Source organism: Candidatus Poriferisodalis sp. (assembly GCF_965204125.1).
GTDB lineage: Bacteria > Actinomycetota > Acidimicrobiia > Acidimicrobiales > Poriferisodalaceae > Poriferisodalis.
This window is the reverse complement of record NZ_OZ241968.1, coordinates 1604373-1627919: the sequence shown is the minus strand read 5'-3', so window position 1 is coordinate 1627919 and position 23547 is coordinate 1604373. Positions and strand designations below refer to the sequence as shown.

Sequence of the window (23547 nt, the reverse complement as noted above, 5' to 3'; positions counted from 1 at the left end):
AGAGCGTCCTCCCTGTAGCCGGTCATTGCGAGCACGCCTTCGACCACATCGCCGAGCCGATCTAAGGCTGCCGCCCACAAACGCTTCGATCACGCTCGCGGCGACCGCGCCGCCTCTCATGAATGTGAAACACTCAGGCATGAGCGCCATGCTGACATCGATTGCTGCCCGGCGTAGCTCGGCCGCTGGTGACGAGAGTGTCAAGTCCGCTCCCAGTCGCCCACTCGCCCGAGCGGCGACGTTCTTGGCGGCCTCCGTGCTGATCGCTGCATGCGCACCGAGCGCGGAACGCAAAGCGCTTGACGAGGTGCTGACGGCGGAGGCGATGAGCGAGCATGCCTACGTCGAATCTGTAGACCTTCCAGAGCCGATACCCGCCGACGGCGAGCGCCATTCGCTGAATGTGTCTGAGTTCGTCGATTCGTTGATTCCTTTTGTCGCATATGTCGAGTTCGGAACCGGTTTTGAATCGCCCGAAGATCAGGAGGCAGCATTTGAAGAATGGTTCAATGAGCAGATCGTGGTTGTCGGGAACTCGCCAAGCGGATATCTGATGTCGTTTATGTGGGTGCTGATTGCTCCCCCTGGCGAATTTCAGCAGGTTGTGTTGGAGCGCGAGCTGATCGATAACCAGTTAACGGAATGGGATCCCGAGCAATTCAGTGACCGGTATCCCGTTTACCTCAATGAGTTGGCGGCAATCTGGCTTGATCTCAATGCTGACAGCAAGCCGGATTGGCTCACTATCCGAGGCTAGGTGAGTTAGTCATGCTGTCTTCTGACCCGGATCCAGCACTTGGGGACAATGAGAACCCAGAATACCCGGACCTCTTTACGCGCCTCGGTGCATGGGTATACGACTCATTCATGTTGATAGTCGTGTATGTTCCGGTCTTGATCTTCCTTCTTGTGTACTGGTACGCCACATACGGCAGCCCAGTTTGCTGTGGCCACAGTTCGGAAGAACTGACCGTAATGTGGATCGTTCCAATCTGCGCGGGCGTGGGTTTCGGCTTTCACCGAATCTATCGACTAGTAGTCACTGGTCAGTCGCCGGGAATGCGGCGTGTCGGCATCGAGCTCGTGCGCCTTGACAACGGTCGCCACATTTCGTATCCGAAGGCACTTGTCCGGACTATCCTGCCACCTGCAGTTGCTGTATTCGGATACGCCGCAGGCGCTATTGTAGGTTTCGAGAATCCGCTATGGGGTGTGCTTCTTTGGCTGATACTTCCCATTCCCGCACTGTGGAACTCCGCGAACCGCGGCTGGCATGATCAACTCGCAGGTGCAGTCATCGTGACTAAACGACCTGAATAGCGGCACGAAACACCTGACTGGACAGCCAAGGATGCGCTCAGTCGGCCAGTCTCTGCCCCGAACTTGGGGCGGTTACGGTGCAGGCGCGCAGACAGCTAGGGGGATTCGTGCAGACCGAACGACGTGAATTGGATACCGGCGACGGGCAGCTTGGACTCTATGTCGCCCGGCCGGACGGGGACGGCCCGTTCCCGCTCGTGATGTTCTTCCATCACGGGCCGGGGTTCGACGACGGGTCGCGTGAAGCGGCCGACGCCATCGCCGATGAGGGCTACTGCGTTGCGGTGCCCGATCGGTACTGGCGCAACGGTCCGTGGCTGACGTTCGACATCGCCGCGCTCTTCGCCGAAGGCCCCGACTCACCTGCGATGCAGGAATTCCTGGGCCTGCTGCTGGGCACCACCGACGACATGGTCAGCGCGGACATCGCGGCGGTGCTCGCCTCGCTGGAGGCTGACCCGGCGGTCGACACCGCCAACGTCGGATGCATCGGCTACTGCATCGGAGCGCGCACCGTGGTCAGGGCGCTCGCCGGACAGCCCGACACCTTCGCCGCCGGGGTGGGGCTGCATCCCTCGTTCTGCGTGACACCCGAGCCGAACTCGCCGCACCTGACGGTGCCGACGATCTCCGGCCGGCTGCACATGGCCCAAGGCACCGCCGATCAGCTCGCGTCGCTCGAGCAGAACCAGCCCTTGCTCGATGCCGTCGCCGAACTCGGCGAACGGGGCAGCATCGATGTGATCGAAGGTGCCGACCACGGGTTCGCCGTGCCGGGCGGACACGCCTATCACCCCGAAGGCGCCGCCCGCTCGTACGCCACGGCGCACACCATCTTCGCCCAGCACCTCGGCAGCAACGCCTGAAGCCGAACAGCACGCGCAGCGTGGCCACCAGGGAGCCCTTCGCATGAGCACCGAGCGAGTTGTCATTGTGGGCGGGGGTTTCGCCGGGCTCAGCGCTGCCTACACGCTGATGAAGCGGGGCATCACTCCCCTGCTGCTCGAGGGGTCCGAGCGAGCGGGCGGGCGCGGCAAAGGCGAGCAGATCGACGGCTTCTCGGTGGACATGGGCGCGTTCGTCTTCACCGCCACCTACGACACGGCGTTCCGCATCTGCGAGGAGCTGGGCCTGCCACTCGTGCGGTCGCAGATGAAGTTCGGCCACCTGCGCGGCGGGCGGTGGGTCACCACTTCGCCCGAGGGGTCGTTGGGGAGCTTCGTGCGGCAGCTGCCTGCGGCCATCGCCCTGGGCTTCATGTCGCCCGCCGGGTTCCGCTCGGGCGCCAAGGTGATGCGCCAGATCCATCGCCAGGCGGAATACATGAGCTTCGCCGGCGACAGCCCGCTCGCCGAGATCGACGACGACGAATCGTTCGGCGACTACCTGCAGCGGCTCGGCGTGCCGCCCAAGCTGCAGGTGACGCTCAGCGGGCCGCTCAAGATGGTGCTGGGCGACCCGGCGCCGGCCGGGCAGGCGCTGATGCGGGCCTACATCGGCGAGACGATGCTGAGCGGGGGTGCGGTGTCGATGCCCGAGCGGGGCATCGGCTCGCTGAGCGCGGCGCTGGCAGCCAAGTGCGCGGAAGTCATCCGGGTGTCCACACCCGTCAGCAGGATCGTGGTTGCCAACGGGAAGGCGACCGGCGTAGTCGCCGACGGCGAGACGATCGATGCCGACGCAGTCATCTGCGCCGTGCCGGGAACCAAGGTCGCCGATCTGGTGCCGGAGCTGCCGTCGGCGGTGCAGCGGGCGCTCGGCACCATCAACTACTCGACCGGTTGCCGGGTGGTGATCGGCGTCGACGGCTCGCCGCTGCCTGCGGGCTGGCACGGCGCGCTCTACCCCGAAGACGACGACGCGCCGCTGCTGATGGACCGGTCCAAGTTCCTGCCTGCGTGCGCGCCGCCGGGCAAGAGCATTCTCGACCTGCTCATCGGGCGCGACCGAGCTAAGGAGCTGATCCCGCTCGACGACGAGACGATCAAGCGCGAGCTGCTCGCCGCCGCCCGCCGCAATGCGCCGCCGGGCTCGAGCTTGCCAGACGACGACGAGGGCCTGTTCTTCCGTGTGTACCGCTGGGAGGAAGCGCTGTGCATGGGGCTGCCCGGCATGCTCGCCGCCCTGGCCGATGTGCCCGGGCAGCTTGCGGGCAACATCGACAACCTGTTCCTGGCAGGCGACTACATGGGCATCCCGTCGGTCAACGGCGCCCTGAGCACCGGCGAGAGCACGGCCAACCACGTCGCCGACCTGCTGACGCCCGCCACCCGCTAGACGCTGGCGCTTCCGGAACTTCAGGCATTACCGAGCATTCGCAGCGTTTCCTTCCGCAAAGGAGGCCAAGCGTGCGAATGGGCGGACGTCGAGCGCCGCTTCGAGCTGTTCGGCGACAGCCAGCAGCTCGTGGTCGCTTCCGCGGCGCCCGACGAGCTGGATCGCTGCGGGCAATCCCTCGACAAAGCCGGCTGGCAGCACCACCGCGGGATGCCCGGAGACGTTGAACGGCACGGCGAACGGGAAGGCTCCCCACAGCTTCGACACGGGCTCGCCGGCGATGGCCGACGGTCGGCATCCCAGCTCGAACGCGGTGGTGGCCGTGGCCGGCGTGGCGATCACGTCGTAGGCACCGAACCAGCGGTCCACGCGCTCGCGGTACGCCTCCAAGGCAGTGCGGGCCGCCGCGACAACGGCGGGATCGAGTCGCTCCGCTGCCTCGAGCGACCGGCGGCAGTACCAGGTGAGCTCATGGGGGCCGCCCAGCAGGTGGCCGCGGCGCTGGCCCTCGTCGGCCAGCACCAGCGGGCCGAAGATCTCTTCCCAGCCGGCGAGATCGAGATCCACCGGGTGCACGTCGTGCCCGCACGACGCAAGCACCCCCACCGCGGCGCCAGCCACGACGCCGACGCCGTCATCGATCGGTCGACCCTCGGGCTTGGCACACCAGGCGATGCGGCAGGGTGCCACGTCGCCTGAGTCATCCCCGGCACCGCTGCCACCGTCGGTGAGCACGGCATGCATGAGGCGGGCATCGGCGACGCACCGCGCCAGCGGGCCGGCAGAGATGAACGGGCTGAACGCACGGAACCCTCCCTCGTCGGGGACAGTGCCGTAGGTGGGCTTGAATCCCACGAGGCCGCAGAACGACGCAGGAATGCGAATCGATCCGCCGCCGTCCGAACCGAGGCCGAGCGTGCACATGGCGGCGGCAACCGAGGACGCGGCGCCGCCGCTGGAACCGCCAGCGGTGCGGCGAGGGTCGAAGGGATTCGCCGTGTCGGGACCCAGCAGGTTGTCGGTGGTGGCCGATTGGCAGAACTCCGGCACGTTGGTCTTGCCGACGAACAGCGCCCCGGCCTGGCGCAGGCGGCGAGCGGCACCCGAGTCGTGCGGCCTCACGTCGTCGGCGTGCGCCAGCGAACCGAGCGTGGTGACGTGCCCCTCGATATGGAAGGCGTCCTTGATCGAGACCGGCACCCCGGCCAGCGGGCCGGCAGTGCCGCTGCGATACGCCGTCTCCGCGGCGACCGCCTGGCTGCGGGCCAGCTCCCCTGTGGTGAGCACGACGGCATGCAGCAGCGGGTTGAGGTGCGCGATGCGCTCGGAAGCCTGTTCACACACCTCGACCGGTGACAGCGCGCCGCTGCGGTACGCATCGATGAGCTGGCGCACCGGCCACCACAGGGGTCCCTCATCCACGAGCCGACACGCCGCCTGAAACGGTGAACACCTCGCCAGTGATGTAGCTCGACTCATCCGACACCAGCAGCGACACCATGGCTGCGACATCGTCGGGCCGCCCGATCCGACCCAGGAATGCCTTCTCGGCGAGGTAGTTCGTGAAGAACTCCTCCGGGTAGATCCTGCGCAGGAAGTCGTTGTAGATGAGGCCCGGGGCGATCGCATTGACCCGCACTCCGTGGGTGCCGTTCTCGGCGGCAGCCACACGCGTGAGCGCGAGCACGCCGGCCTTGGCAGCGGAATAGGCGGCGCCGTGCTCGGCCGACATCTCCCAGGCCGCGATCGACGAGATGTTGATGATCGAACCGCTGCCTGCGGCGATCATGTGCGGGAGCGCAGCGCGCATGCACACGAACGTGCCGGTCAGGTCGACGTCGAGGCAGCGCTGCCAGGTCTCCACCGACATCTCGGCCACCGGCTCGATCTTCGACCAGCCTGCGTTGTTGACCAGCACATCGAGCCTGCCCTTGGCCGCCGCTGCCTCCGCGATGACGCGCTGCACCTGGGCGTGGTCGGTGACATCGAGGTGGTACGAGCTGACCTGTCGCCCGAGTTCGCCGGCGAGCTCGTCGGCGAACTCGTGGCACCGGCGCTCGTGAGCATCGGTGACCACCACGTCGAAGCCGTCGTGGGCGAGCCGCCTCGCCGCCGCGGCCCCGATGCCGGCGCCGGCGGCTGCGGTCACCAGCGCCACTCGCGGATCCGTTGTCATCAGCCTTCTCCCCCTGCTTCGACGTTGGCGATGAGGTCGTCGGCCAGTTGCGCGAGCCGTTGCTCGCGACCGCCCGACAGCAGCGCGAACGTGATGCGGTCGATGTCGAGCTGCCAGAGCTCGCGGATCCGTTCGACGCAGGTGTCGCGGTCGCCTGCCAGCGCCACCGAGGTGACGAACTCGTCGGACACGATGTGCTTGTGCTCCGCCTGCAGCGACAGGTGGTCGACTAGGCCGTACGCGTCGGCGGCGCGCTCGAACTCGGGGCGGAACCGCTCCCAAGCCGTCGGCATGCGCTTCCACGGGTGGAAGGTGGCCGCCTGGCTGACGGCCCAGGCCCTCACGTCGTCGAGGGCGGTCTGGCGGTCGTCGTCCGTCGACATGGTGACGAACAGATCGACGGTGAGCTCTGATCGGTCGCGACCGGCTGCCGCCAGCCCTTGGTGGATGAACTCGAGCTGCCACGCGCAGAACTCGGGATCGGCGGCGCCCATGAGCACGACGCCGTCGCACGTCTGTGCGGCGAGCTGCAGCATGGCGGGCTGCGACACGGCGAGGTAGATGGGGATCTGGCGCGTCGCGGTAGCCAGGCGAACCTGGCTGCCATAGAGATCGCATGGCTCGCCGCTGAAGAGCTGCCGGAATTCGTCGATTCCCGAGCGCAGCTCGGCCAGCTTGGACGGCGCTCCCCCGGCACCGAGCACCGCTGACCAGCCCGCGCCGAGACCCAGCACGGCACGGCCGCCGGACAGTTCGTCGAGGGCTGCGGTGGCGTTGGCGGTGACGGTGGGGTGACGGGTGACCAGGTTGGTGACGCCGGCTCCGATGAGCACGTTGTCGGTGGACAGCGCGGCCAGGTTCATGGCGGCGTACACGTCCTTCATGCCGAGCTGGAAGTCGATGAACCACAGCGCCTCGAAGCCTCGCTCGTCGATGGCCCGGGCCAGTTCGGCCGTGCGACTCAGCGGTTCGCGAGGGCTGACGCCCATCGAGATGCCGTAGCGGCGCTTCATGCTGACTGCCTCTCGCCCAGGAGCCTGGCGATCAGCGTGCCGTAGGCATCGGGCTGGTCCACCGAGATCAGATGGCCGGCGCCGGCTATCTCGTGGTAGCGGCTGCCGGTGACACCCTCGACGATGATGTCCGATGCCCGGCGGGGGCAGAAGACGTCGTCTGACGCCCCGATGATGTCCACCGGAATCCCGACGTGCTCGAGCAGCGGGTTGAGCGGCTCGGACCGGATGCCGATCATCGCCCGGGCCGCGTTGATGTAGCCGCTGCCGTCGCCGATGGCGTCGAGCCGCCTCGCGGTCACTGCGTCGACGTCGGACGGGGTGACGATCTGGGCGGCCGTGTCGTCGCGCAGGCCGGCGGCGAAGCCGCTCGTGTCGCCGGCTTCGAGCTGGGCGATACGTCCCGCGAAGAATTCGGCCGCAGCCGAGCCGACCACCGACGAGGTGGCAATAGCGATCAGGTGGCTGATCAGGGTGTCCGGCTCCGTCGCTGCGCGGAGGCCGATGGTGCCGCCCAGCGAATAGCCCACTACTGCGGCGGGGCCGGTCACGCTGCGCAGGAACGCATCGAGATCGCCGCTGAGCTGCGTCAGCGTGCCGGTGCCCTCTCCGGCTGTCGTCTGGCCATGGCCGCGGAGGTCGAGCGCGTACACGGTGAACCCGCGGAGACGGTCGGCGACGCCGTCCCACGACCGATGGTCTTCGGCCAGCCCGTGCAACAGCACCACGGGCGGTCCGGAGCCGTGGAGGGAGTAGTTGACCGTGATGTCATCCAGCTCGACGGAGCTCATCGGTTCGTGTCCTGGCGCGGGCCAGCGCTGCTGCCGTGCATCGTTTCAGCGGCACCGGCGGCGGCCACGAGCTCGTCGCGGAGCTGCTGCTTGCGGATCTTGCCCGCTGCTGTGCGCGGGAAGCCGTCCACCTGCACCAGCCGCTCAGGCCAGTACCGGTGCGGCAGGCCCTGTTCTGCGCAGAAGGCGAGCACCTCGCCGAGATCGAGCGGGACGCGGGCGTGGACAGCAGCGCAGATGCGCTCGCCGAGTCGTTCGTCGGGCCATCCGATCACCGCCACGCCCACCACGTCGGGATGGGCGGCGATCGCATTCTCGGTCTCCACGGGAGAGATATTGACAGCACCGCGGATGATCAGGTCCTTGAGCCGTCCGGTGATCGACACGTAGCCGTCGGCATCGATGCGGGCAAGATCGCCGGTCCGGAAGAAACCGTCGCCGACAATCTCCGCGGCATACAGCTCGGGCTGGCCGTAGTAGCCGTTGAACACGCCCGGTCCGCGCATCGCCAGCTCGCCGCTGCCCGCATCGCGCAGCGCGCCCCCGGCGTCGAGGATGCGCAGCTCCAGACCGGGCAGTCCCTCCCCCACCGTGGTCTCGACCTGGGATTCGGTCGACGCCCGAACGCAGGTGGTGAGCCCGCCTTCGGTCATGCCCCACAGCGGGGTGACGAACGTGTTGGGCAGCTCGGCGCGACAGCGCCGGATGAGGGCGGGCGGCACCTGGGCACCGCCGCAGAGGAAGCTGCGCATGGATGCCAGCTTGGGCTCGCTGGCGTCCCAGCGGGCATTGGCCAGATCCAGCAGGAACGGCGTGGCTGCCGCCGTGAAGTCGGCCCGGTGGCGGGCCACCAGCTCCAGGGCCGCGCCGGCGTCCCATTCGTCCTGGAGAATGAGCGGCGCGCCCACGTACAGCGACAGGCGGCAGCCGTGAATGGCACCCACGCTGTGGCCGAGCGGGGACGGCATGAACACCGGCGTGCCCTGGTGGAGTTCGAACCGCTCGGCGAACTGCATGTTGAGCGCAGCCAGCGAGTCTTCGCTGTGGCTCACCGCCTTGGGCGGCCCGGTGGTGCTCGAGGTGAACATCAGGTGTGCGGTGACCTCGGGCACCTCGGCGGTGGCGGTCGGCGGTGTCGGCAGACCGTCCGGCGTGAGCCGGCCTCCTTCCGCCACGGCCACGGCGATGGGCCCGCAGGCCGCCGCGGCGGCGCGCCGGGCGGCGTCTGCGGAGCGACTGCCGCTGTCCTGGCCGTCGCAGATCACCAGGGCCGGGCGCGTGAGCCCGAAGATGTGGCACAGGTGGGCCTCGGGCGTGGTGACGGGCGTGGTGGCAGGCACATGGCCCGCCCTCAGCACGGCCAGGAACATCACCATCCAGTCCGCGCAGTTGGGCAGGTGGATCACCACCGGCCGCCTGGTGGTGCCGGCGAGGGAGCGGATCTGCTCGGCGGCCTCGCCTGCTGCGTGCCACAGCTCAGCCCGTGACATGGCGGTGCCGCCGCTGACCAGCGCAAGCCGGTCGGCGCCCTCGTCGACGTGGCTCTCGAATCGATCGATCAGCCGGACACCTCGCCACCATCCGGCGAGGCGGTAGCGCTGCGCCCGGTTGTCGCTCACGGCGCTCCTCCGTTCGCGGCGGGGTCCGTTCCCGGGAGTATTGCAGGCTCGCCGAGTGTTCATTAGAGCGACTTCGCTTTTGCTTTTAGTGCCTGCCAACCGTGCGGATAGGCTTGCCCGCTGCGGGCCTTCGGGCCGCTGAAGCGACCATGGCGATTGAACCCACCACTCCGAAGGGTCGCCGGACACGGCAGACGATCCTCGAGGCTGCGTCGACGGTCTTCACCAAGGACGGCTACGTCGACGCCCGCATGAGCGATGTCGCAGCCGAGGCCGGTCTCTCGCTCGGCGGTCTCTACCGGTATTTCGAGAACAAGGAAGACCTGTTCAGCAGCGTGATCCGCGACATCCACGAGGAGCTCTTCCGGCGGAGCAGATCGTCGACGCCGATCAGCGACGACCCTGAGGCTGCGCTGTTCGAGGCCAACCTCGGCTACCTGCAGCACTACCACGACAACAGCGGCGTGATGCGTGCCTTCATCGCAGCCACCACCGTCGAGCAGCGCTTCACCACCATCTGGTGGACCATGCGCGAGCGTCACGTGGCCCGGTTCGTGCATGCGATCGAGAACGACGACCGTGTCCGGCTCGACGGGCTCGACCCGGCCACGGTGGCCCGGGCCATGGCGTCGCTGGTCGAGCAGACCGCGTACACCACGTTCGCCCACGACGCGCTCAACACCACCACGGTCGACGTGGAGACGGTGGCGCGCATCGTGACGAGGGCCTGGCACCGGAGCTTCTACGGCGAACCCGACGAGGCCTGAGGCGGCCGCACCGGCAGCGCCGTTGTGTGTGCCGCAGGCGGGCGCGCATCCGGCGGGCATCTCAGAGCTCTGAGCCCAGGTAGGCGGCTGCCAGCCGCTCGTCGGCCAGGAGCTCCCGGCTGGTGGCCTCCAGCGACACTTCGCCCGACTCGAGCACGTGGGCCCGGTCGCAGACCTCGAGCGCCTGATGGGCCCGCTGCTCCACCACGACCATCGCTGTGGTCTCGCTCTGCATCAGGCGCGTGACGCCCTCGAAGATGTCGTCGGCTGCGCGTGGCGCGAGCCCCATGGACGGCTCGTCGAGCATGAGCAGACGGGGGCAGGCCATCACCCCGCGCGCCACCGCCAGCATCTGCTGCTGGCCGCCCGAGAGCGCGCCGCCGTCGCGGCCCGCCATGTCGGCCAGCGCTGGAAAGATCTCGAACACGAGCTCACGACGCTCGTCGTGCCGGTTCTGCGCAGCCGCGCGGTGGCTGCCGAGCCGGAGATTGTCGGCCACGGTCATCGACGCGAAGATCATCCGCCCCTGGGGCACGTGCACGATGCCCGCCTCGACTCGCTTGTGCGGCGCTTGGGCGAGCAGGTCCCGGCCGTCGAAGCTGATCGAGCCGGAGTCGGGCACCACGGTGCCGCTGATGGCCTTCAGCAGAGTGGTCTTGCCGGCGCCGTTGGGGCCCAGGATGGCCACATGCTCGCGGGGCCCCACGCGGAAATCGACTGATCTCAGCGCAGGGATGCCGTCGTAGCCGGCGCACAGGTCACTGATCTCGAGCACGTTCCATCCACTTCGAGCCGAGGTAGGCCTCGATCACACGGGGGTCGGACACGACGTCGTCGGGCGAGCCATGGGCGATGATGTGGCCTTCGTCGAGCGCCACCACCGATTCGGCGTAGCGCACCAGCGACCGCACCGAGTGCTCGATCACCACGATGGCCGTGTGCGGCGCAACGAGGTCGTCGACGATCTGGAAGAAGCCGACACGCTCGGCCTCGTTGAGACCTGCGAGCGGCTCGTCGAGCAGCAGCAGGTCCGGCTCGCTCACCATGGCGCGGGCCAGCTCGAGGCTCTTGGTCTCGGCGACGGTGAGGGCGCTGAGCTGGCCCAGGGCCTTGCCGGCGAGGCCGACCCGTTCGAGCATCTCCATCGAGGCCTGCACCGGGTGCCGCACCGAGGCGCCGATCGCGGCAACCACCACGTTGTCGAGCGGCGACATGAGCCCGAAGCCCTGCGGCACCTGGAACGTGCGGGAGATGCCGAGCTCGTAGCGCCGCGGGGCGCGGATGCGGTCGATCGGGATGCTCTTGAAGCGGATCCGTCCGGCATCGGCGCGCAGGTGGGCGGTCATGATGTTGAACAGCGTCGTCTTGCCGGCGCCGTTGGGGCCGATGATGCCGACCCGCGTGCCGGCGGCAACTGTGAACGACACGTCGGACAGCACGCGGTTGGCGCCGAAGCTCTTGGCCACGCTCTCCACCTCGAGCACCGGCGCCTCGCCCGCTGCGGGCAGCGCCGCCGGTCGCCGGGGCCTGCGCGGCACGCTCAGCAGCGGCGAGGGCCGAGGCGGGGGCGCCACGACGCGCCGCAGCAGCTGCCCAGCCGGCGGCCCCTGCGCTGCGGGCAGCCGCGTCGCCAGCCAGCGGCAGCCCCGCCCAGCAGCAGGCAGGATCCCGCGCGGTATCAGCAGCGCCACCAGCACAAGCGCGGCGGCATAGACCAGCTCCTGCGCGCCGGGCACAGCCTCGCTGATCGAGTCGTCGAGGAACATCGCCAGCGGGATGAGGAACGCCGCGCCCACGACCGGTCCCCAGGTCATCCCGACCCCGCCCACGAACGCCACCGACAGCATCACGATCACGACGGTGATGCCGAAGACCTCCTCGGCAACTGTCACACGCAGCACGGCCTTCACCCACAGCACGGCCATGGCCGCTGACAGCGCCGCCGAGATCATGAAGGCAGCCGACTTCCACGCCACCGTCCGGATGCCGACAGCGCGTGCCAGCACCTCGTTGTCACGGATGGCTCGCAGAGCGAACCCGAATGAGGTCACATCGATCAGCTCGCTGATCAGCAGCGCCACGATGAGCATTCCCAGGCCCACCCACACGTAGGTGTGCGCGTTTGAGAACTCCATGAACTTCCACTGGTTCTCCGGGTGGAACGGCACCGTGAGCTCGGGCTCGCCGTAATGGGAGACGAGCAGTTCCAGGATCAGCGGGAACGAGATGGTCGCGAGCGTGAAGTAGAAGCCCTTCAGCCGGAACGTAGGCAGGCCGATCACGAAGGCCACGACCGCGGCGGCGCCCATGCCGATGGCCATGCCGATCCACGGCGACATGCCGCCGTCGCGCAGCAGCACGGTGAAGCCGTACGCGCCGATGCCGACGAATGCGCTGTGGCCGAGCGAGATCTGCCCGGCTTTGGCCATGAGATTCCAGGCCACGCCGGCCAGCGCCCACACCACGGCGAGAGTCAGCACCCGCACATGGAACCGCTGGTACAGCCAGCCGTTGAGCAGTGCCACGGCCGCCACCAGCACGACGAACGGGATGAGGCGTCGCGTCATATGGCCCGCTGGACCTTGCCGAACAGCCCGTTGGGCCGCACGTACAGGATGAGCAGGAACAGCGCGAACACCCAGACGTTCTTCACCGCCGCCGACGTCCAGACCTGCGACACCGACTGGATGATCCCGATGAGCACTCCGCCCACGAAGGCGCCGCTGACGCTGCCGAGGCCGCCGAGCACGACGGCGGCGAACATCACCACCACGAACCGCAGGCCCACGAACGGCGTGATGCTCTGGAACGTGACCAGCGCCGCTCCCCCGACGGCGGTGAGGGCCACGCCCACGCCGAACGCGATGCGGTTGGTGCGGTCGATATTGATGCCCATGTAGGTGGCGGCTTCCCAGTTCTCCGACGCGGCCCGGATGGCGCGGCCGGTGCCGGTGCGGTTGAGGAACAGGAACAGCAGCGCTGCCACCAGCAGCGACAGCAGGAAGGCGTAGAGGCGGGCCCGGCTGATGAAGATGTCGCCGATGAAGTCGCCCGTGTTGGCGTACGACGGCGCGACGACGCGGGGCTCCGAGGAGTACCTGATGAGGATGAGGTTCTGGAAGATGAGCCCGAGCCCGATGGTGAGGATGACCTGGGCGTCGTGGTTCTCGTGGCGGCCGATCACGAAGCGGATGAACAGCCAGTGGATCGCCATGCCCAGCAGCAGGAACACGGCGAAGATGCCCGGCATGGCCAGGAACGGGTCCATGCCGATGCCGCCTGCGAACAGCGCCCACGACAGGTACATGGCCAGCATCATGAAGTCGGCCTGGGCGAAGTTGACCACGCGCATCACGCCGAAGATCAGCCCGAGCCCCGAGGCCAGCAGCGCGTAGACGCCGCCGATGAGGATCCCCGGTACGAGGAACTGCAGGAATTCAGTCATCTGCGGGCGGGGTTGCGCTCGGCGCTACTCCCACACGGGATCGCAGATCGCGAACTCCTCCGGATAGACGGTGCACGGGATCAGCCTCCCGTCCACTTCCTGCCATTGGGCCAGCACGCCGAAGTGCTGGTCGACGCGGCCCGTGGCGCTGAAGCTGATGGCCGATGCCGGCATGAGGTCCACCGCGACGCCCTCGGTCAGCTTGACGGTGTTGAACGCCTTGGCGACTGCGGCCGGCGAGGGATCGCCAGACTGCTCCAGCACGGCGGCGATGAGGTGCACCACGAAGTAACCGCCGATGTGGTCCTGGCGGGCGTAGGGCTGGTCGATCGCAGCCGCCAGCTCGTCGAAGGCGTCACTGCCTGCCAGCGGGTTGGCATAGACGAAGGTCGACAGCCCGGCCACTTCCGGACCCAGGTCGGCCCATGCGGGCAGCAGGCCCTGGCCGCCGTTCTGGATCACCGGTGCGGTGACGCCACGGGCGATCAGCTCGTTCTGCAGGCCGCTGACGTCGCTGAAGGCGAATGCGATGTTGAAGATGACATCCACGTCGGCGTTGGCGATCTTGGTGGCCACGCCCGAGGGATCGTCGAGCCCGCCGGGTGCCCACGTGTCGGTGACGGCGACCTCGATGCCCCGCTCGGCGAACTCGGCCAGCAGCGCCTGCTGCAGCGGCACCGCTGCGGCCGAGGTGGAGCCCACCACTGCCACCGTCTCCATGGTGATGCCCGCCTGGTCGAGCCCGGGCTGGATGGCGTCGAGGATGAGGCCCTTGATGGCTGATGCCGGCGGCGAGTAACCGAACACGTGGGTGAAGCCCTCGCGGTCGGTGACCGAGTCGGCGAAGCTCTCGGTGACGAACGGGATGCCGGCTCGCTCGGACACCTCGGTGGCGGCCAGGCTGAACGACGACAACCATGATCCGGCGATCGCCGACACGTCGGGCTCGTCGTCGAGCAGGCGCTCGACGGCGGTGGCCGCCTCTTCGGCGGAGCCGCCCGCGTCGTAGATGGCGAGCCGCAGCGTGGCGTTGCACAGCGACTCGATGCCGCCGGCTGCGTTGATGTCCTCTACTGCCTTGCTGGCGCCGGCGATCTCGGCGCTGCCGACGAAGCTGAAGGTTCCCGACATCGGCCAGACCGTGCCGATGACCACCTCGTCGACGCAGTTGCGCTCTTCGACGGCCGCTGCCGCGGCCTGCTCGGCTTCCGCCTCGGCTGCGGCGGCGGCTTCGCGCGCTTCGGCCAGTTCTTTCTCGAGATCGGCGACGACTTCTGGGTCGACGCCTTCAGCGGCCTCGGCTTCGGCCAGGGCAGCCTCGGCTGCTGCAGCCTTGGCGGCGGCGTCTTCGGCTTCCGCCTGGGCGGCCGCCGCCGCGTCCTGCGCCTCTTGGAGGGCTTCGGCATCGGCGGTCGAGTCGGCGTCGGTGTCGTCTGCGCATGCAGCCGCGAGCAAGCCGGCTACGGCGAGCAGAACCATCAGCAAGCGCCACTTTGCTGCGGATCGCGTTCTATTGCGGGACCGGGTTCTAGGCATAGCCACTCCTTGGGCCGCCAGGGCCGGTCTCCGGCTGTCGCATTCGACCGACCGAGATCGATGTGCGCCCGACACTAGGCAGCCCTCTGGCCCAAGTCAAGAGACCGATGTCACTTTTTTTATAGCGTCAACTACTGGACATCAATCGTCCAGCCGCGACGGCGAACAGCCGAGCGGCTGCGCCTCGTGCTGCGAATCAATCTGCCCACGCTGGACCGTCAAATCACGGTCAAGTCGGATCGTAGTCCGTACTATTGTCCACGAGACTGCTGGCGAAGCCGGGTGAGCACTCTCGGAGTGGGCGGCGGCGAAGGAGGCTGCGAAATGAAGGGCACAGCGGGATACCTGCACATCCCAAGAGCCGATGGCGGCCCGCGAGGGCGGCGGCAGGCCGTTGTGGCCGCCGTGCTTGTGGTGGCTGTGGTGGCGTTGCTGAGCAGCTATCCGGCTGCGGCTCAGGATTCCGGAACCGAGTCGGGCATCTGCGGTCGCACCGAGGCAGTGCGCGATGCGATCCTGGACCAGCTTGCTGACGTCAGCGACTGCGCGGATGTGACCGACTCCGATCTGAGCGGCATCACGGGCACGATGCACGTGTCGGACGACTCGTCGCTCACGCTGAAGGACGGCGACTTCGCGGGCATGTCCGGTCTGGATGTTCTGTATCTGAGCGGCAACAGGCTCACTTCTCTTCCCGACGGCGCGCTGAGCGGGCTCTCCACACTGAGGGAGCTCAACCTGTACAGCAACTCGCTGACGACGCTGTCCAGCGACGTGTTCGACGGCCTTTCGAACCTCGAGAAGCTGCAGCTCAGCCACAACAACCTGACCTCGCTGCCCGCGGATCTATTCGACGACTTGCCGTTCCTGAGTCGTCTCAACTTGGACGACAACAGCCTGAGCGCGCTGCCCGACGGCATCTTCGATGGTCACTCGGCCCTGCTGGAATTGCAGCTGACCAACAATCCGGGTGCGCCGTTCACTCTCACTGCAGAATTGCAGCTCACCGACGATGGCGATGTGGTGGTCAAGGTGGCCGAGGGCGCGCCGTTCGACATGACGGTGGCGCTGTCTGCTGTCGGGGGGACGCTCTCAACCACCCCGGTCACGATCGACGCCGGATCGACGACGAGCTCGTCGGTGACGGTCACGGCGAGCGGCACCGACGATGTGGTTGTCAGCGTGGACTCAGCGGACCTCGCGGTCGACAACCGTCACTCGTTCGCCGGCATCCAGGCCGGCACCGGCGACAGCCTCATCATCGGGGTGAACAGCCCGGCGACGGGCGCGCCCACCATTTCCGGCACCGCGCAGGTGGGCAGCACCCTGACCGCGGACACCTCCGGCATCGGCGACGCCGACGGGCTCGCGGACGTCACTTTCAGCTACCAGTGGCTGGGCGACGGCGAGGTGATCGATAACGCAGCTGGGTCCAGCTATGTGCTGCAGTCCAGCGACGTCAACAAGGCGATCACAGTCACGGTCACCTTCACCGACAACGAAGGCAACGCCGAGACGCTGACCAGCGCGGCGACCGCCAAGGTGAACAGTCCGGCCGCGGGCGCGCCCACCGTTTCCGGCACCGCGCAGGTGGGTCACACCCTGACCGCGGACACCTCCGGCATCACCGACGCCAACGGGCTCACGAACGTCACTTTCAGCTACCAGTGGATGTGGGGCGGCGACACCGAGATCGTTGGCGCCACCGGGTCCAGCTATGTGCTGCAGTCCGGCGACGCCGGCGAGACGATCAGGATCAGGGTCAGTTTCACTGACGACGCAGGCAACGCCGAGACGCTGGTCAGCGCGGCGACCGCCACGGTGAACAGTCCGGCCGCGGGCGCGCCCACCATTTCCGGCACCGCGCAGGTGGGTCACACCCTGACCGCGGACACCTCCGGCATCACCGACGCCAACGGGCTCACCGACGTCACTTTCGGCTACCAGTGGCTGGGCGACGACGACGTGATCGACGGCGCGACCGGGTCCACATATCTGCTGCAGTCCGCCGACGCCGCCAAGACGATCAAGGTCAAGGTGAGCTTCGCTGACGACGACGGCTACCAGGAGACGCTGACCAGCGCGGCGACCGCCGCGGTGGGCGCCGGCGGGCTGTAGTTCCGTCCCGTCACAGCAATTGCGCTCAATGGCAATGAACCGATCCCTGGTCGCCGTGGTGATCGCTCTGCTCGGCGGCGTATCCCTCATCGGATGCAGCAGCGAGACCGACAGCGCCACAGACGGGCTGTCTCGCAGCGATGTCGAACAGATCGTGCAGGCTGAACTGGCTGATGCGCTGGCGGGCGAGTCCGACGTGTTACGCGGCGAAATCGACAGAGCTGTGCGAGAGGCGCTGGAGGCGGCAGCGGCATCTGCGACCGGTTTGGCCGCGGCCGATGTCGAAGCCGCCGTCGAGGCCGCTCTGGCGGAGACGGCCCCGCCGCAACAGGGCGTGACCCCAGCGCAGATCGAGGAGATGATCCGCCAGGTGATGGCGTCGACCCCGGCGAGATCGGAGCCGGCCGCATACACCAAGACCGTCGTCGAGGGCGCCATCAGCCGCTACGAGGCTGATGGGCTCGAAGCCACCGTGGAGCACTACAGCAGTCCCGAGAGCGTCGACGGACAGTGGTACGTGTTCATCATCGACGACAACGACACCGTCATCGCGCACTACAACCCCGATCTACTGGGCCTCGACGTCAACGGCCCGGTCGGAACCGACATCAACGGCTACAGCTACGGGCCCGAAATGCTGGCGGCCACGGAAGCGGGGCGCTGGGTGCCGTATGTGTATGTGAACCCGGCCAGCGGCACCCTCGGCGACGAGGCCGCCTTCGAGCTGAAGCACACCTGGGTGGTGCGCCATGACGGGCTGTTGTTCGGCTCGGGCTGGTACATCGACACCGACGAGTTCGTGCCACAGCTCATATCGGAATCGGCTGAGCACTTCCGCGCCGGCGGCTTCGAGGCGATCATCGAGTTCTATACGAACCCGCAGGGCATCTCCGTGGGGCTGGTGCCGATGGTGGAGTACTACAACCGCACTGACACGCTCGACGGGTTCTTCTCAGGGTTCACCGCGGCCCCAGACGGCGAGATCCTCACCCACATCGACCCCGAGCTGGTGGGCACCGACATCACTGACCTGCTGGGCCCGGCGGTGCACAACGCCACCGCAGAAGGCGTCTGGATCACCGCCGAGGACAACCCCGCCGACGCGCCAGGGCCCGCCACCATGCGCATCTGGGTGATGGACGTCGACGGCACCCTCATCGGCGCCGGCTGGTACAAGCCGTCGGGCGGCTGACCCCCCGCCGCTTATGATCCGGCATCTCCAGGGGGGAGACGACCATGACCGAGACTGACAGCGCAGGCGAGCCTGCCGGAGCGGACTATCCGGCGAGGCTGGATGTCGCCTATCCCGACGGCGGGCTCAGCCGGGCCAAGACGTTCTTCCGGATCATCCTGGCCATACCCATAGCGGTCGTTGCGGGCTTGGTCTCGGGTTCGATGGCCAGCAACTGGTCGGGCAGCGGCACCAACGTGGCGGCTGCCCTCACCGCCGGCGGGCTGTTCGGACCGACGTTGCTGATGCTCCTGTTCCGGCGCAAGTACCCGCGCTGGTGGTTCGACTGGAACCTCGAGCTGACGCGCTTCACCGCCCGCGTCAACGCCTACCTGTCGCTGATGCGCGACGAGTACCCCTCGACCGACGAACAGCAGGCCGTCGCCTTGGACTTGGACTATCCCGACGCGTCCCGAGATTTGAATCGCTGGCTGCCGCTGGTCAAGTGGCTGCTGGCGATCCCTCACTACATCGTGCTCGCCGTGCTGGGCGTCGCCGCAGTGCTCTGCGTGATCCTGGCGTGGATCGCCATCATCTTCACCGGCCGCTACCCGAGAGGCCTGTTTGACTTCGTGCTGGGCGTGCATCGCTGGGGGCTGCGGGTGGGTGCCTACATGTGGCTGCTCGTCACCGACCGCTACCCGCCGTTCTCACTGCGATAGCCGCCGAGTGATGGGCGACATCATTCGCTGACGCATCGAGCACAGCCTGGTCGTCGGCACTCAGTGAGGCGCTCGCGAGCTGAGCCGTGATCATGCGCCGGCGCCCGCGCCGGATTTCTTCTGAGCCACGGTTTGTTGTCACCGCGGCGGGTGGTTCAGTCATTCGGATCGTCCTCGACCACGCTCCGCAAAGTACCGAGCCGCCTAGCCAGCGACCAAGCCGTTTCCGGCATGGTGATCTCGGGAGCAACCACCGAACCTCAAGTGGCCGTGACCAGTCCGGGCCGCCTTGGAGTTGCTGGCCGATAATCGCTTGGACCTACGATTGGACAGGGTTAGGTTCCGCGGAGACCGATGACGATGACCGAGGCGAGAGCTGAAACGGCGCTGCTGACCGCAGCCGACTTGCTGCGGCTCGACGGCTCCGGCGTACGTGGCGAACTCATCGAAGGGGTGTTCTGCGAGACGATGTCGGCGGGCCAGATGCATGGAGCGATCGTCATGCGGTTGGGCGCGCGACTGGTCGACTTCGTGGTGGCCGCTGGCCTCGGCACCGTGGTCGGCTCTGATTCGGGGGTGTGGCTCGAACGCGACCCCGACACGGTGCGAGAGCCCGACATCGCCTTCACTTCCGCGCAGCGGCTGGCTGTCGGGCAGGAGGTGGCGGGGTACGCCGAAGTCGTGCCGGACTTGGTGGTCGAGGTGGCCTCGCCCAGCGAGCGCCGCGGCGAAACGCACGACAAAGCTCGCATGTGGCTCAGCTTCGGCGTGCGGCTGGTGTGGGTGATCTATCCCGAGTCACGCTCGGCCCGGGTCCACCGGCTCGACGGACCGGTCGAACTGCTGGCGCCCGAGGCTTCGCTCGACGGGCACGACGTGCTGCCCGGTTTCAGCTGCCCCCTCGCTCAGATCTGCGCCGAACCCGGCGATTGAGGCAACGCTCCCCCGCCGTGACCCGGTGGGGACGTGCAGCAACTCACTCCCACCTCTTGGTGGCGGGGGCAGGATTTGAACCTGCGACGCACGGTTTAGGAATTCCCGCCCGCCGGTGCGGTCCGCTCCCGTCGAGTGCCGGGTTGTGCTGAGTTCTGCGGGAATCCGCGGAGGGGGGTCCGGCTGGTCCCGGGCTGTGCCGGCGAATCGTGAGAAGTCCGTTACCCAAGCGTTACCCAGGCAGGCCGTTGTGGGTGGTGCCGATGAGCGTGACCACGATGACCGCGGGTTCGTCGAATGGGTTGCGCCATGCGTGCCGGGTGCCGTTCTGGACTACGGCGTCGCCAGGGCCGAGTTCGACGGCCGCTCCGTCGTCGAGTTCGAGCACGACGCGACCCGACACGACGTAGTCGAAGTCGATCGAGGCGGTGGTGTGCATTCCCGGGTTGTCGGGCTCCATGTGGCCGGCCAGGCCGGGCAGGCGCTCCTCCATCTCCGCCGCGGCCGCCTCGAAGTCGATGTCGTCGAGGTCGACGACCTGGGTCGGCGGCACGGTGAAGGTCGCGAACCGGATCCCGCCGGTCGGCGGGAAGTAGTCGTGACTTGGTCGTGGTTGGCCGGCGTCGGGGAACTCGGGGATGGTGTCGGCGCCCCAAATGCGGCGGAACTCGTACCCGGGGGCGACGGCGGACGCGATCGGTTCTACGACCTCGTTGATGGTGAAGACGGCCTTGCCCTGTTCGTTGTGGCCGGTTACGACGCGTCTCGTGTGCATGAGCTGACCTTTCTGGCTCTACTCGCCCTCGATGATGGCGAGCTGGTTGGCGATCGCCTCGAAGGACTGGGCGTTGAGGAATCCGCCGGCGTCGTCGATCGATTGCCGGAGGTACTGGGCGGTGTCGGTCACGAGACCGCGTACCTGTTCGAGATCGTGGGTCAGTCGTCCGCTGCGTTTGCGCCACGTGCCACCGACCATGACCGAGTCGACGACTCCGGGGTGGCCTTGAAGCACGACGTGGCCGGCCGCGTCGGCGCCGGTCCAGCCGCTCATCGAGATGTCGGTGCCGTCGAGCAGTACGAGGTCGGCAGCCATACCCACGGCGATACGGCCGACGGTTGCCTCGAGGCCGCACGCTCGCGCACCGTTGACGGTTATCCACGCGAGCGCGTCGCCGGCCGCAACCGTGGTGCCACTGAACATCTCGCCGGATGCGATGCGGGCCTCGTTGGCCAGGGCCCGTTCGACCTGGAGCGCGAGCCGGGCCGCGAAGAACATGTCGCCGTTGTTGTTGGAGACGATGTCGGTGCCGATCGTCGGCGCCATGCCGGCGGATCGGACCTTCTCGGTTGACGACATGCCCATGCCCATCTGGAGTTCGGTCTCGGGGGTGAAGACCACCGACGCACCGGAGGCCGCGACGGTCTCCCACTCTTCGTCGGTGCTGAAGTTCATGTGGACAAGCAAGACATCAGGGCCAAGCAACCCCCGGGGACCGAGGTGGTTGCCCACCTCGTGGCCGCCGGCGGTGCTGTTGACGTGATGCATGATGCGCAGCCCATTGGATCGGGCGAACTCGTATTGATCGGGCACGTCGACGGGCCGCGCTATACCGAACTCCTCGGGGCAGATGCCCATCGTGATGAGCGGATGGTCGGCCGCCGCGGCGGCGAGATCGACGAGCCGCGCCGCCCGGTCGGCATTGGATCCGTAGCGGTCTGCGCTTCCCGGCGGGACGTTGAACCCCGCTCCCCACCACGCGCGGATCCCGGACTCGGAAAGGCCCCGCAATGCGGCCGCGCCGTGGGCCGGGCTCAAGATGTTGTGGCTGTAATCGGCCACCGTCGTGACGCCGCAGCTCAACGCGTCGAGCGCCCCGGCCAACTGCGCGATGTAGAGATCTTCGGGCCGGTACGCGTCGGCGGCCGTGGTGCGAATGCCGATCACATAGTCCATGAGCGACCAGTTCGCCGTCACGCTGCGCAGCGGAAGCTGCCACACGTGACGGTGGCAGTCGACCAGCCCTGGGATGAGGATCATCCCGCGAGCGTCAACCCGCTCCGCATCACGTGTTGTGGCTTCGTCGACCGACCCGACCGCGCTGATGGAACCGTCCCGGATCAACACGTCGCCCACGACCGTGCCCATCTCGGCGTCCATCGACACGATCGTGGCTCCCTTGATGACCACCGCAGCGTTCTCAGCCATGTCGTCGACCGTAGTAGTTCGAATATGGGCACGCCCCCTGGCCTGCCTTCGGTGATTGGCGATTAACGCCTGCACCCCGCGCAGCTGGCGCAAACCCCCACCAGGACTCAAAGGCGACGAGCTCCAGCAGTTCTACACAGAACGAGCCGAACGGTTCGCGCTGCGAGTCCACGAGCACATCGAAGGCGGCGCCAAGCGGCTCTCGTCGCCCACCCGAGACGGACGGCTCAACATCGACCCCGACCAGAACGCCGGACCCAGTCAACAGCCGCTGTACCCGCCGCCGGCAGATCTCACCAGCATCTTCAAGAACCTCCCCCAAGGCATCCTCCACCAAGGAATCATCACCGCAGTCGTCGAAGACCTCGACTACTTCCAGTGGCCACCATGGGGCACACCGCTGCACGACCAGGTCTACGGACAGCGCAATCCCGCCGAGAACATCTTCGCCCAGATCAAAGACGAGAACGGCCTCTCCAAAAAGGTCAACCGCATCATGGGCATCGCCGCCCGCCACATCATGTGCCTCGCACAAGCCGTCTGGTACAACCTCAAACTCACCCGCAACGGCGAAGCACAACTCGAAGCAGAACTCACAGCCGCCAAACAGGCCCGACGAGCCGCCAACAAGACACAACCCACAAACAACACACCCCAACAGCAGCCGGACACCGACCAACCGGCCTCAAGCCCGCCGACCGGCGAGGCACCCGACTTCCGCGCACGACCACCCCCATAGCGGACCGGCGACCCGCCAGCGAAGCAGACGGCCACGAAGCCGTCTGCTTCGTCGCGTGCGTCCACACGCACCTCACCGCCTAACGAACGCGAACCGGCAAACCACCACCAAAACAAGCCCTGAACACGGGCCGAAACGCGCAAAATCGGGCCAAAAAGGCCCGATCTAGGTGCAACTGGCCAACACAAATGGGGTGCACTGGCCAAGACCCCTTGGTGGCGGGGGCAGGATTTGAACCTGCGACCTTCGGGTTATGAGCCCGACGAGCTTCCAGACTGCTCCACCCCGCGGCGAGAGCGATAACCCTACCAGTGGCCTTCCGGCGCCAGCAAGGTCGCGGTTCTCCCATTGGCAACCCCTATGGTGAATTCCCCATAATGGGTTGAGGAGGGATGGCCTACCTATGTCACTTCCCTACGAAGAGGTCGTCTCAGCACGCCGGGCGCGACTTGCACCTGAAGTCGCGGCACAGGGCGAGGTGTTTGCGCGTGCTTACGAGATTGCGATGCAGGTTGTGGAATTGCGTGAGAAGCTCGGCCTGACCCAGGGTCAACTAGCGGAACGCTGCGGAGTGAATCAAGCCGACATCAGCAGGATCGAACGCGGCTCCACGAGCCCGACGGCGCGGACCCTCCAACGGATCGCTGACGCCCTCGATGCCGATGTTCGGCTCGTAGCACGCGCCTTCTGATCAAGGCCGAAGCCCCATCAGCG

22 protein-coding genes and 1 tRNA gene are annotated in these 23547 nt (G+C 67.4%); 11 read left to right on the top strand and 12 right to left on the bottom strand.

Features of this window, described 5'->3' with window-relative positions; genetic code table 11:
• Positions 1–139 precede the first annotated feature (139 nt).
• The 4 genes from ACOGXD_RS07730 (at position 140) to ACOGXD_RS07715 (ending at position 3597) form a co-directional block, all read left to right on the top strand.
• Positions 140–757: a hypothetical protein gene (locus ACOGXD_RS07730; protein ID WP_419917266.1), complete on the top strand. Its 618-nt coding sequence runs from the start codon at positions 140–142 to the stop codon at positions 755–757.
• 11 nt (positions 758–768) lie between these two features.
• The gene (locus tag ACOGXD_RS07725; RefSeq protein ID WP_419917265.1) at positions 769–1320 is read left to right on the top strand and encodes an RDD family protein; all 552 of its coding nucleotides are present in this window, start codon (positions 769–771) and stop codon (positions 1318–1320) included.
• 107 nt (positions 1321–1427) lie between these two features.
• A complete protein-coding gene (locus tag ACOGXD_RS07720; protein ID WP_419917264.1) occupies positions 1428–2186 on the top strand; it encodes a dienelactone hydrolase family protein in 759 nt (252 codons plus the stop codon).
• Positions 2187–2229: 43 nt separating this feature from the next.
• Positions 2230–3597, top strand: coding sequence for a protoporphyrinogen/coproporphyrinogen oxidase (locus ACOGXD_RS07715; RefSeq protein WP_419917263.1), 1368 nt, complete (start codon positions 2230–2232; stop codon positions 3595–3597).
• Between the two features lie 27 nt (positions 3598–3624).
• Here ACOGXD_RS07715 and ACOGXD_RS07710 read toward each other — a convergent pair whose 3' ends face one another.
• The 5 genes from ACOGXD_RS07710 to ACOGXD_RS07690 are packed head-to-tail and all read right to left on the bottom strand — an operon-like array spanning position 3625 to position 9196.
• A complete protein-coding gene (locus ACOGXD_RS07710; protein WP_419917262.1) occupies positions 3625–5019 on the bottom strand; it encodes an amidase in 1395 nt (464 codons plus the stop codon).
• Positions 5012–5773 (bottom strand): SDR family NAD(P)-dependent oxidoreductase, encoded by a 762-nt coding sequence (locus tag ACOGXD_RS07705; protein WP_419917261.1) that lies wholly within the window; start codon positions 5771–5773, stop codon positions 5012–5014. Before ACOGXD_RS07705 ends, ACOGXD_RS07710 begins: the two co-directional genes overlap by 8 nt.
• Positions 5773–6786, bottom strand: a complete 1014-nt coding sequence (locus ACOGXD_RS07700; protein WP_419917260.1) for an LLM class flavin-dependent oxidoreductase — start codon at positions 6784–6786, stop codon at positions 5773–5775. Before ACOGXD_RS07700 ends, ACOGXD_RS07705 begins: the two co-directional genes overlap by 1 nt.
• Positions 6783–7577, bottom strand: coding sequence for an alpha/beta fold hydrolase (locus tag ACOGXD_RS07695; protein WP_419917259.1), 795 nt, complete (start codon positions 7575–7577; stop codon positions 6783–6785). The genes ACOGXD_RS07700 and ACOGXD_RS07695 overlap by 4 nt, the downstream gene beginning before the upstream one ends.
• Positions 7574–9196 carry a class I adenylate-forming enzyme family protein gene (locus ACOGXD_RS07690; protein WP_419917258.1) on the bottom strand — a complete coding sequence of 541 codons (1623 nt, stop codon included), beginning with the start codon at positions 9194–9196 and terminating at the stop codon, positions 7574–7576. Before ACOGXD_RS07690 ends, ACOGXD_RS07695 begins: the two co-directional genes overlap by 4 nt.
• 149 nt (positions 9197–9345) lie before the next feature.
• Here ACOGXD_RS07690 and ACOGXD_RS07685 point away from each other — a divergent pair, with 149 nt between their 5' ends.
• Positions 9346–9963, top strand: a complete 618-nt coding sequence (locus ACOGXD_RS07685) for a TetR/AcrR family transcriptional regulator (protein ID WP_419917257.1) — start codon at positions 9346–9348, stop codon at positions 9961–9963.
• Between the two features lie 61 nt (positions 9964–10024).
• Here the strand turns inward: ACOGXD_RS07685 and ACOGXD_RS07680 are convergent, their stop codons facing one another.
• From ACOGXD_RS07680 to ACOGXD_RS07665, 4 genes are read right to left on the bottom strand one after another with little or no spacing between them, the layout of a single operon-like run.
• Positions 10025–10738 carry an ABC transporter ATP-binding protein gene (locus ACOGXD_RS07680; protein WP_419917256.1) on the bottom strand — a complete coding sequence of 238 codons (714 nt, stop codon included), beginning with the start codon at positions 10736–10738 and terminating at the stop codon, positions 10025–10027.
• The gene (locus ACOGXD_RS07675) at positions 10722–12530 is read right to left on the bottom strand and encodes an ABC transporter permease subunit (protein WP_419917255.1); all 1809 of its coding nucleotides are present in this window, start codon (positions 12528–12530) and stop codon (positions 10722–10724) included. The genes ACOGXD_RS07680 and ACOGXD_RS07675 overlap by 17 nt, the downstream gene beginning before the upstream one ends.
• A complete protein-coding gene (locus ACOGXD_RS07670) occupies positions 12527–13408 on the bottom strand; it encodes a branched-chain amino acid ABC transporter permease (protein WP_419909712.1) in 882 nt (293 codons plus the stop codon). The genes ACOGXD_RS07675 and ACOGXD_RS07670 overlap by 4 nt, the downstream gene beginning before the upstream one ends.
• 24 nt (positions 13409–13432) lie before the next feature.
• Entirely contained in the window at positions 13433–14887 is a 1455-nt protein-coding gene (locus tag ACOGXD_RS07665; RefSeq protein WP_419917254.1) for an ABC transporter substrate-binding protein, read from the bottom strand.
• Between the two features lie 243 nt (positions 14888–15130).
• On the opposite strand from ACOGXD_RS07665, the gene ACOGXD_RS07660 reads away from it, so the two are divergent.
• From ACOGXD_RS07660 to ACOGXD_RS07645, 4 genes are all read left to right on the top strand, one after another.
• A complete protein-coding gene (locus ACOGXD_RS07660) occupies positions 15131–17062 on the top strand; it encodes a hypothetical protein (RefSeq protein WP_419917253.1) in 1932 nt (643 codons plus the stop codon).
• A gap of 34 nt (positions 17063–17096) precedes the next feature.
• Positions 17097–18254, top strand: a complete 1158-nt coding sequence (locus tag ACOGXD_RS07655; RefSeq protein WP_419917252.1) for a cache domain-containing protein — start codon at positions 17097–17099, stop codon at positions 18252–18254.
• A gap of 44 nt (positions 18255–18298) precedes the next feature.
• Positions 18299–18955 (top strand): DUF4389 domain-containing protein, encoded by a 657-nt coding sequence (locus ACOGXD_RS07650; RefSeq protein ID WP_419917251.1) that lies wholly within the window; start codon positions 18299–18301, stop codon positions 18953–18955.
• A gap of 354 nt (positions 18956–19309) precedes the next feature.
• Entirely contained in the window at positions 19310–19888 is a 579-nt protein-coding gene (locus ACOGXD_RS07645) for a Uma2 family endonuclease (RefSeq protein ID WP_419917250.1), read from the top strand.
• A gap of 232 nt (positions 19889–20120) precedes the next feature.
• Here the strand turns inward: ACOGXD_RS07645 and ACOGXD_RS07640 are convergent, their stop codons facing one another.
• Together ACOGXD_RS07640 and ACOGXD_RS07635 are read right to left on the bottom strand one after the other, a co-directional pair.
• On the bottom strand, positions 20121–20663 hold the full coding sequence (locus ACOGXD_RS07640) for a cupin domain-containing protein (protein WP_419909726.1): 543 nt from the start codon (positions 20661–20663) through the stop codon (positions 20121–20123).
• An 18-nt stretch (positions 20664–20681) separates the two neighbouring features.
• The gene (locus ACOGXD_RS07635) at positions 20682–22094 is read right to left on the bottom strand and encodes an amidohydrolase family protein (RefSeq protein WP_419909728.1); all 1413 of its coding nucleotides are present in this window, start codon (positions 22092–22094) and stop codon (positions 20682–20684) included.
• A 55-nt stretch (positions 22095–22149) separates the two neighbouring features.
• Between ACOGXD_RS07635 and ACOGXD_RS07630 the strand changes: the two genes are divergently transcribed.
• Positions 22150–22833 (top strand): hypothetical protein, encoded by a 684-nt coding sequence (locus tag ACOGXD_RS07630; RefSeq protein WP_419917249.1) that lies wholly within the window; start codon positions 22150–22152, stop codon positions 22831–22833.
• Positions 22834–23046: 213 nt separating this feature from the next.
• Here ACOGXD_RS07630 and ACOGXD_RS07625 read toward each other — a convergent pair.
• Positions 23047–23123, bottom strand: a tRNA-Met gene (locus tag ACOGXD_RS07625).
• A 113-nt stretch (positions 23124–23236) separates the two neighbouring features.
• Between ACOGXD_RS07625 and ACOGXD_RS07620 the strand changes: the two genes are divergently transcribed.
• A complete protein-coding gene (locus ACOGXD_RS07620; RefSeq protein WP_419917248.1) occupies positions 23237–23524 on the top strand; it encodes a helix-turn-helix domain-containing protein in 288 nt (95 codons plus the stop codon).
• The last annotated feature ends 23 nt before the right edge of the window (positions 23525–23547 follow it).